Below are 8,686 nucleotides of genomic sequence, written 5' to 3'. Positions count from 1 at the left end.
CCTGCTTGCGCATCTCCTCCATCAGGTCCGGACCCATGATCCCGTCGCGGAACCCCGGGAAGTTCTCGACCTCGGTCGTCGTCATCAGCGCGCCGCCGAACTGCGTGCCCTCGAACACCAGCGGTTCCAGCTGGGCCCGCGCCGCATAAACGGCAGCGGTGTATCCGGCAGGACCCGACCCGACAATGATCAGGTTCCTGACTTGGTCTTTCCCCGTCATGACAGCCTCCATCGTCAGCGACCTAGACGCGACCGCTTCGCGCCGATCACCTGCCCATACTCCGCGCGACACAGTTCCACCGGCAAAGGACCTTGCCGAAACCGCAAACAAAACCGGTCACGAACTCGCACCGCGCAGTCAGCACACCGACACCGGCGGAGACCACCACCAGCGCCCCGAAGCCCCAAGGCGGCAGCAGGGTCTTCCGTCCGGGTGGGTGCTCACCGTGAGCCACGCCGAAACCGCCGCGGCAACCGATGACGTGCGAAGCCGGCCACGCGGCCACGCCCCCGCGCGCGCCCACCAAGAACGCGCGGCCGTGAGTGGCGTGAGCGACATCAAGCGATACATTCCGGCCAACCACATCCGTCGTCACCGGTCGTGCGTGGCCGGTCCGAAATGCGCCGCTAGCGCGAACGGGCGCGCAGGTGGGGCCGTTCCCCGTGCTGACCGAAGATGATCAGGATCTCCGCCGCACGCTCTCCGGCATTCGCGATCGCGTGCGGGATTCGGGTGTCGAACTCGGCCGCCTCCCCCGCGTTCAGCTCGAAATCCTGGTCGCCGAGCGCAAGCCGAAGCTTCCCGGTCAGCACGTACAGCCATTCGTGACCTTCGTGCACCTGCTGTTCCAGGCTGCCCGGTCGCTCCTCGGCCACTGGCAACAGCTGCTTGAAGGCGTTGAGGCCGCCCGGTTCGCGGGACAGAGGCACCCAGACGACACCCTCCCGCGTGACCGGCCGCGGATGGATCCGGGGGTCCCCGCTCGCGGGCGCCCCGACCAGGTCGTCGAGTGGAAGGCGGTAAGCCCTCGCGAGCGGCAGCAGCACTTCCAGTGTCGGTCGGCGCTGACCCGACTCGATGCGCGACAGCGTACTGACCGACATCCCGGTCAGCTTCGCGATCTGGCCAAGTGTCATGTGCCGCTGCCTGCGGATCGCGCGCAGGCGAGGGCCCACCGCGTCGAGAGTTCGGCCGAGATCGTCGGACATGCCGCCAGTTTGCGCCCGCAGCAGGCTTTTCTCCACACCGCTACCACCGGAGCCCGCTCGCGTCGTCCGGGAACGTGCCGGTGGCACACGTGGTTCCCCGAGGGAAGTTGCCCACCTTGCCGGTAACCCGATGTCTCGTGCTATAAATCAAAAGATATCCAGAATCGAAGGCAACATGGAATTCCGGTTCGCGTCGAAATTTTCGGAGGGTCGATGTATCGCGCACTTCGACGTTCGGTTCTCGCACTTTCCCTCGCGTTCGTGGCGAGTGGATCGCTGACGCTGTCCACCGCTTCGGCGGCAGCGGCCGCCGAGCCCTGCGTCCCCGGCGGTGCGGATTGGGTCTGTCTCTACGACAACGCCGATTTCAGCGGTCAGTTCTGGAGCAAGCCCGCCGTCGGGATCTTCTGGCTGGCGCCGAGTTACGACAACCGCGCTTCGGCCGTGGTCAACGCGAGTGACAAAGAACTCTGGCTCTACAAGGACGGCTTCGACCGGGGTGACAGCGTTCGCCTTGCGCCGGGCCGGCGCTGGGTGGCACCGCCCGGCTGGGACAAGCAACTGACCTCGATGTTCCTCAACTAGCGAAAGCGGGGTCTGTTCGTCGCCTTCTTCCAGGAGGAGGTCCTGCACGAAGCGGCCGGACACCCGATGCGGCTCGCGCAGGCGAACCACAGCGTGTCCCGGCGTGGCGTGATCCGTGGCGCGTTTCGGTCATCCCGGGATTCGCGGACGCCTCCGAGAACCCGAGCCCGGGCAGTGATCCGACCACGACGTCGAACGCGTCGGCCGGCGCTCCTCCGTGCTCGGCGGGGCGGCGAGCAGCGGGAGCAGATCGAGCAGCTGCACGAACGAGCCGGGCCGCCCGTGCAGGACCAGCACCGGCAGGGCGCCGGCCCGCTGGTGTACATAGTGGACACGCAGGCCGTCGATCACGCTCCGGAATTGCGGGTAAGAATTCAGCCGCCGCTCTTCGTGACGACGGGAAAGCAACAACCGTGATCGGCTCTTGTTCCCCCCGGGGAAGCAAGAGCCGATCACGGTGCTCAGTTCGCCGCGCCGAGGATGGCTTCGGCCACCACATCGGGGTGCACCAGCGGAACGGCGTGGGTGGAGTCGACCTCCACCACGGTGGAGCCGGCTCGCTCGGCCATCCACCGCTGGGTCTCGGTGGGAATGGAGCTGTCCTGAGTGGACACCACCGCCCACGACGGCAGGGTGTGCCAGGTGGCGGCCTTCGCGAAGCTGCCTTCCAGGGTGACCGGGTTGAACGGCTTCTGGGCGGCGGCGAGGATCTTCTGGTCACGCTCACTGGCGTCACCGGCGTAGACCTCGCCGAACTTGTCCGGCCGGAGGTAGATCTCCGCGCCACCGGGGTACTCCCGCACCACCAGGTTGTCCGGGATGAGCAGGCTGCCCGGGAACTTCCCGTTGAGCGCGCCCGCCGTCTCGCCAGCGTCCTGCTGGAACGCGGTGACGAACACCAGCGATCGGACCTCCTGGGTCAAGGCGTCCGGAGCCGAAATCACCGACCCGGCGTAGGAATGCGCCGCGACCACGAGCGGGCCGTCGAGGGTGCCGAGGAACTGCTTGAGGTAGGCGACGTCACCGTCGAAGTCACGCATGGGCAGCGACGGCGCGATGACGGCATGACCCGCGTCCTGCAAGCGCACGGAAACCCGGCGCCACACCGAAGCATCGGTCAGGGCGCCGTGGACGAGGACGACGGTCGGCTGGTTCATGGGTTCGCTCTCCTGAGGTCGGATCGGTACAGCACCGAGTCTCGCCTCCGGCGGCACCGCGCGGATAGTGGCAGTCCTGCCGACTATCGAAACGTTCCCGCCACCCGGCCGCCGTCAGACGCGGTCGAAGGTGAAGGACTTCCGGTGCTCGCGGGGCGAGACGTTCGTCGCGCGCCGGAACTGCACCCGCAGGTTGGTCGCCGTGCCGAAACCGACCCGCCGCGCGATGTCCTCGACGGAGAGCTCCGAGCTCTCCAGGAGCTCCTTGGCCCGGGCGATGCGCTGGTCGCGCAGCCAGGCCAACGGCGGAAGGCCGATCTTCTCCCGGAAACGCCGGTGGAAGGTCCGCTCCGACATGGCGAACCGGGTGGCGACATCCTTCACCGACAAGTTCTGCTCCAGCGACACGATCATCCACTGCTGGGCACGGGCGATGACGTCGTCACCCGGTGGGACGATCGACTTCTCCACGAACTGCTGCTGACCGTCCGCCGGACGCGGCGCCATCACGATCCGCCGCGCGACGTGCCGCGCGACCGCCGCTCCCAGATCGACGTTCAGCAGGTGCAGGCACAGATCGACCCCAGCGGTGACACCCCCGGAGGTGAGCACCGACCCGGTGCCGGCCACGAGGACCGACTGGTCGACCGTGACCGCGGGGAACCGCTCGGCCAGGTCCGCGCACAACGACCAGTGGGTCGTCACGGTCAGGCCGTCGAGCACCCCGGCCCGCGCCAGGGCGAACGCGCCGGAGCAGATGGACACCATCCGGACACCCCGCCGATGCGCCCCCGCCAGGGCCCGCACGAGCGAACCGGGCAGTTCACGATCCACCGCGTCGGCGTAGCCCGGCACGACGATCGTGTCGGCCCGGCGCAGCAGCTCCAGCCCGCCGTCCGGAACCACCTTGGTCCCGCCGGCCACGGGCACCGCACCGCCACCGACCGTCACCGTCACGAGGTTGTAGGCCTCCGACGCCTCCCGGCCGAACACGTGGACCGGGATCGCGTAGTCGAGCGGCAGGACGTCCTCGAGCAGGACAACCACCATCCGGTGTCGAGTCATGGCAGTATCTTACCGGTGTATGGTCGGACTGCCAGGGTTACCTCCGAGTTCCCCACTTTCTCCGTGGTGCGCAATTCTTCTCTTCGTCACCAGGGTTCTCTTGCGGGTAACCGGATCCGCTTTCTCATAGTGGCGTCCGCGGGCGATGAACGGGCCCGAAATTCCGACGGAAAGCCAAACCGGTGACCATTTCCTCTTTGTTCAGGCCCGCCGACATCGGCGGTATGCACGTGCCGAACCGGCTCGTGATGTCCCCGATGACCCGCAACCGGTCCACTCCCGAAGGCGTTCCGACCGCGCTGAACGCCGAGTACTACGCCCAGCGCGCCTCGATCGGGCTGATCGTCTCCGAAGCGACCCAGCCGTCGGCTGACGGACAGGGATACCCGCTCACTCCGGGGATCCACACCGACGCGCAGGTCGACGGGTGGCGCCACGTCACCGATGCGGTGCACCGCGCGGGCGGACGGATCTTCGTCCAGCTCATGCACGCCGGGCGGGTCGCCCACCCGTCGAACACGCCGCACGGCCGGCAGCCGCTCGCGCCGTCCGCCATCCGGCCGGAGGCGGAGATGCCGACGGCCGAGGGCCACCAGCCGATCTCGGAGCCCCGCGCACTCACCACCGACGAGGTCGCCGCCACGGTCCAGGACTTCCGGAAGGCCGCCGCCGCCGCGATCCGGGCCGGCGCGGACGGCGTCGAAATCCGCGGCGGTTACGGGTTCCTGGTGCAGCAGTTCCTCGCCACCGGCGCCAACCGGCGCACCGATCGCTACGGAGGATCGGTCGAGAACCGCATCCGGTTCGCCGTCGAGGTCGCGGCCGCGATCGCCGACGAGATCGGTGCCGACCGCACCGCCATCCGGATCACCCCGGGGATCCCCCACAACGGCACCTTCGAAGACGACGTCGAGCAGGTCTACCCGGCTCTGGTCCGGGCCCTCGCCCCGCTCGGCCTGGCGTACCTGGAACTGGTCCAGGCCGGGGACGACGAGCCCCTGCTGCGCAAGATCCGGCGGGCCTGGCCGGGCACCCTGGTCGTGAACCGGGCGGGTGCCGACCTCACCACCAGGGTCGCCGACCTGGACAACGGCCTAGCCGACCTGGTCACCATCGCGCGGCTCGCGCTGGCGAACCCCGATCTCGTCGAGCGCCTGCTCGATACGGCGCCGTTGAACGAGCCCGATCCGGCCACGTTCTACGGGGGCGACGCCCTCGGCTACACCGACTACCCGGTGCGCAAAGGTCATTAGCAGAACGCAGCAGCACCGCCGAGGTCCTTCGAGCACATTCGGCCGACGAAGGGACACCGCCGCCGCCGACAGCGGGACGGCGTGCTCATGGTCGTTTTAATTTCGAGGTGACCGAGGCACTCCAGGAGTGGTGTCGAAGTCCTGCAAGACCGATGGGCGATGACCGTTCTCCCCGACACAGCATCGCCCATCGGTCTTCTATCGTCCCGATATTCCACTGTGGACGCACACTTGCCGAGGTCCTACCTTGCCCGGCCACCCGATCCGACCCCCTCATAATGCTTGAGAAACTCATGCATTATGTCTTCATGCGCTACGAAGATTGCTCACGTCTTCGAGCGGATCCTCGGCGAGGACGACGAAGCCGGCGATCTTTCCCACTTCGATCGATCCTCGCGAGTCGCCCGCGCCGGCGGCCCGCGCGCCGACGAGCGTCGCGGACCGGAGGACCTCACCGGGCGTCAGGCCGCATTCCTTCACCAGGAACTCCAGCTCCTGGTACAGGGCCGGGAACGGGTCGTCCGGGCCGGTTTCGTAGTCGGTCCCGGCCGAGATCTCGGTCCCCGCGCGGTGAGCCTCCTGTACCAGTCGCGCGGCGAACGCCGCCTCCGACGGGCGGCCGTCGTTTCGGTCGCGCGCATCGTCGCGGCGCCGGTAGAGGTTCGCGGTGGCGTCCAAGATCGTGCCCTGGCGGCTCATCTGCCGGACCAGGGCGTCGATCTGCGGGTCCAGTGCACCTTCCAGTTCGGCTGCGCCGATCGGTTTCTTGTCCGCGTAGCTGGTCGGGCTGTGCGCGGAACCCGCGTAGGCGAACATGCCGACGTGGGACACCACGTCGACGCCGGCCGCGACGACGTCGCGGGGCATGGCCGGGAACACCGCCGTGTGCGCCCAGACAAGAACACCTTGACGATGCGCTTCGGCCACGATCGCGGTCACCGTTTCGGCGGGCAGGTCGGCGTAGAGCTTGATCGCCCGGGCACCGGTGCCCCGCGCCATCGCGACCGCCAGCGACAGGTCGGTTTCCGGCGTAATGGCCTGCATCCACGGCACGGAACCGGGGATTTCCCCTTGTGAGACGGCAATCGTACGCGGATCCACGAAGAACTCCGGGCCGGCCATCAGGGCCGCGTAGACGATGTCCGGCCCGGCGATCTCCCCGACCAGCGTCGCCCGCGCCAGGTCGCCGACCTGGCGCAGGTCGTCGGCCATGCTGCGGATCACCGTCACTCCACTGTGGACCTGTCGCCGCAGTACCGCTTCGGCGGTCGCGCGGTCCGGGGGTGTCGCGATGTTCTGGTGGGAATCGACGAGCCCCGGAATGACGTACCGCCCGGCGACGTCGACCACCCGGGCACCACGGCCGGGCGTGATCTCGGCGCTCGGTGCGACGGCCACGAACTTTCCGCCGTCCACGACGATGGTCATGTCCGAACGGGACGGTCCTCCCGTCACGTCGACGAGCGTGACGCCCTGATAGGCCGTCCGGCCGTCCGAGAAGAGGCCGGTTGGACTCACCGGGCCGGTCCGATTTCGGTCGTGACCGGGGCCGACAGGCGCAGGCCGGCGCGAAGTACTCCCGCGTCGTGGACGAGAGCCGACAAGGCGTCGGGATCGAAGCCCGCGCGGTTGACGTAGCCGTGCAGCTGCCCGCCGTGGCACCGGAAGATCACCGGTACCCCGGCGTCCTCGAGCTTCTTCGCGTAAGCCTCGCCTTCGTCACGGAGGAGGTCGAACCCACAAGTCGCGACGTAGGTCGGAGGCAAGCCGCCCACGCTGTCGTCGTGGAGCACCGACGCCCGCGGATCGGTGTATTCCGCGGGATCGGTGATGTAGCTGGTGCGGTACCACTGCCACTCGTCCCGGTCGAGCCGGAAGCCCGAGGCGAACTTCCGGTGCGACGGTGACCCGCCGACCGCGTCCGTGGCCGGCGCGATCAGCAGTGTGAAAGCGGGGAGCGGACCTTCACCCCGGGTCGCGGCGTGGCTGACCACAGCCGCGAGGTTGGCACCGCTGCTGTCACCCCCGACCGCGAGCCGAGCCCGATCCACGCCGAATTCTCCGGCGTGCTCGGCGACGTACCGGAAGGCGGCGACGGCGTCCTGCGGCGCGGCGGGGAACGGGTGCTCGGGAGCCAGCCGGTAGTTCACGGAGATGACTTGAACCCCGGATTCCTTCGCGAGGATACGGCAAGCTCCGTCGTGGGTGTCGATGCTCCCGAGAACAAAACCCCCGCCGTGGAAGTACACCAGTGACGGCGCCGGGGCCGTGAAACCGTCAGGCTCGTAGATCCTGGTCCGGAGTGGACCGCCGGGCCCGGGAACGACCACGTCACGAGTCTTGACCTCCGCTCCGGCCGTTGCCCCGGCGAGCAGCCCCGCCTGGTCCAGCTCACGACGCACTTTGCCGATGCTGCCGCCGCGATGGGGCACGTCGAACGGCGCCAGCTTCGCCACCCGTATGAGGACTTGCGCGGTGAGCGCGAGCCTGCGCCCGTCGACTTCGATCGGGCGACCGGCGATCGCCCGCTGCACCGGCTCCGGCAACCTGAGCAGCAGCCGCGCGCCGGTCATGACCGCCCACACGGAAACAGATCCTCTCTTCACTTTTCCCTCACCACTCAGGCTGCGGCAGCGGTCAACACGGGCAGGTACCCCTGCGCGTATCCGGCCGCCAACGGGTGGAACGAGTTCGACAAGGGGTTCACGACGCCCTGGATCCACGGCGTGCCGGTCGTGCAGATCCCGTGACCGGCGAACTCGTCCCGCACGTCGGCGAAGGTGAAGCCGGCGCGGGCCGCCGCTGCGGCCGTCACTTCGTCGAGCGCGTCGGCTCCACGGTTCAAAGCCACTCGCGAATCACGATCCGGTGCGCCGGCGCAAGGATCGGTCGACTCGAACAGCCGAGGGTATCCCAGCACCACGACCTTCGCCTCCGGAGCCGCTTCCCGGATCGCGGAGTAGAGATCGGCCAGTCGCGCGGGCAGGCTCTGGGAGATGAAGGTCGACGCCTGGTCGACGGCAGCCTGGCAGGCTGCCGTACCTTGCAGCACGCAGACGGTCATCACGTCGCTGAAGCCCGCGTCGTCACCTCCCACGGTCACGGTCACCAGGGTGGTCGCGGACGTCACCGCGCCGATCTGGTTGTCGAGCACGTCGACGGTCGTGGCACCGGTGCACGCGACCGAGGTGGATCGAGTCCCGGAATGCGCCAGTTCCCACAAAGCCGGGTATGACGCCGGGGTTCGCTGACAAGCGTCGTTGTTGTTCTCCTGTGTCCCCACACCCGCCGAATACGAGTCGCCCAGCGCGATGTAGACGCCCGGAGTCGGAGGGCTGGCGCACGCGATCCCGGTCAACGCGGTCACCGCGGCGATCGCCACGGCCATCGCGGACAACTTCAGGCTCATCTTGCTTC

At 68.4% G+C, this 8,686-nt stretch carries 10 protein-coding genes and 1 pseudogene; 3 read left to right on the top strand and 8 right to left on the bottom strand.

The features are described from left to right. Both ACLJQF_RS22680 and ACLJQF_RS22675 read right to left on the bottom strand, forming a co-directional pair. Window positions 1–220: NAD(P)/FAD-dependent oxidoreductase (locus ACLJQF_RS22680; RefSeq protein WP_410611379.1), on the bottom strand; the 220-nt coding region annotated here is incomplete at its 3' end. Between the two features lie 407 nt (window positions 221–627). Further along, the gene (locus ACLJQF_RS22675) at window positions 628–1,209 is read right to left on the bottom strand and encodes a helix-turn-helix domain-containing protein (RefSeq protein ID WP_410611378.1); all 582 of its coding nucleotides are present in this window, start codon (window positions 1,207–1,209) and stop codon (window positions 628–630) included. 261 nt (window positions 1,210–1,470) lie between these two features. On the opposite strand from ACLJQF_RS22675, the gene ACLJQF_RS22670 reads away from it, so the two are divergent. Next, complete coding sequence (locus ACLJQF_RS22670) at window positions 1,471–1,794, top strand: peptidase inhibitor family I36 protein (RefSeq protein ID WP_410611376.1); 324 nt, start codon at window positions 1,471–1,473, stop codon at window positions 1,792–1,794. Window positions 1,795–1,806: 12 nt separating this feature from the next. Beyond that, window positions 1,807–1,908: pseudogene (locus tag ACLJQF_RS22665) on the top strand (dTDP-4-dehydrorhamnose 3,5-epimerase); the annotation flags it as partial. A 15-nt stretch (window positions 1,909–1,923) separates the two neighbouring features. Here ACLJQF_RS22665 and ACLJQF_RS22660 read toward each other — a convergent pair. From ACLJQF_RS22660 to ACLJQF_RS22650, 3 genes are all read right to left on the bottom strand, one after another. After that, the gene (locus ACLJQF_RS22660; protein WP_410611375.1) at window positions 1,924–2,250 is read right to left on the bottom strand and encodes an epoxide hydrolase N-terminal domain-containing protein; all 327 of its coding nucleotides are present in this window, start codon (window positions 2,248–2,250) and stop codon (window positions 1,924–1,926) included. Between the two features lie 5 nt (window positions 2,251–2,255). Continuing rightward, window positions 2,256–2,951, bottom strand: a complete 696-nt coding sequence (locus tag ACLJQF_RS22655) for an alpha/beta fold hydrolase (protein WP_410611374.1) — start codon at window positions 2,949–2,951, stop codon at window positions 2,256–2,258. A 114-nt stretch (window positions 2,952–3,065) separates the two neighbouring features. Next, the gene (locus ACLJQF_RS22650; RefSeq protein ID WP_410611373.1) at window positions 3,066–4,016 is read right to left on the bottom strand and encodes a GlxA family transcriptional regulator; all 951 of its coding nucleotides are present in this window, start codon (window positions 4,014–4,016) and stop codon (window positions 3,066–3,068) included. A gap of 197 nt (window positions 4,017–4,213) precedes the next feature. On the opposite strand from ACLJQF_RS22650, the gene ACLJQF_RS22645 reads away from it, so the two are divergent. Beyond that, the gene (locus tag ACLJQF_RS22645; RefSeq protein WP_410611372.1) at window positions 4,214–5,269 is read left to right on the top strand and encodes an alkene reductase; all 1,056 of its coding nucleotides are present in this window, start codon (window positions 4,214–4,216) and stop codon (window positions 5,267–5,269) included. A 306-nt stretch (window positions 5,270–5,575) separates the two neighbouring features. On the opposite strand, the gene ACLJQF_RS22640 is transcribed toward ACLJQF_RS22645, so the two are convergent. From ACLJQF_RS22640 to ACLJQF_RS22630, 3 genes are all read right to left on the bottom strand, one after another. After that, window positions 5,576–6,697, bottom strand: coding sequence for an amidohydrolase family protein (locus tag ACLJQF_RS22640; protein ID WP_410611371.1), 1,122 nt, complete (start codon window positions 6,695–6,697; stop codon window positions 5,576–5,578). 86 nt (window positions 6,698–6,783) lie between these two features. Next, on the bottom strand, window positions 6,784–7,875 hold the full coding sequence (locus tag ACLJQF_RS22635) for an alpha/beta hydrolase (RefSeq protein ID WP_410611369.1): 1,092 nt from the start codon (window positions 7,873–7,875) through the stop codon (window positions 6,784–6,786). A gap of 14 nt (window positions 7,876–7,889) precedes the next feature. Then, window positions 7,890–8,678, bottom strand: coding sequence for an SGNH/GDSL hydrolase family protein (locus ACLJQF_RS22630; RefSeq protein ID WP_410611367.1), 789 nt, complete (start codon window positions 8,676–8,678; stop codon window positions 7,890–7,892). Window positions 8,679–8,686 lie beyond the last annotated feature (8 nt).

It is taken from the genome of Amycolatopsis sp. lyj-109 (genome assembly GCF_046548995.1).
GTDB lineage: Bacteria > Actinomycetota > Actinomycetes > Mycobacteriales > Pseudonocardiaceae > Amycolatopsis.
Note: the sequence above shows the minus strand (reverse complement) of the source record. Positions and strands in the feature narration are given on the sequence as shown.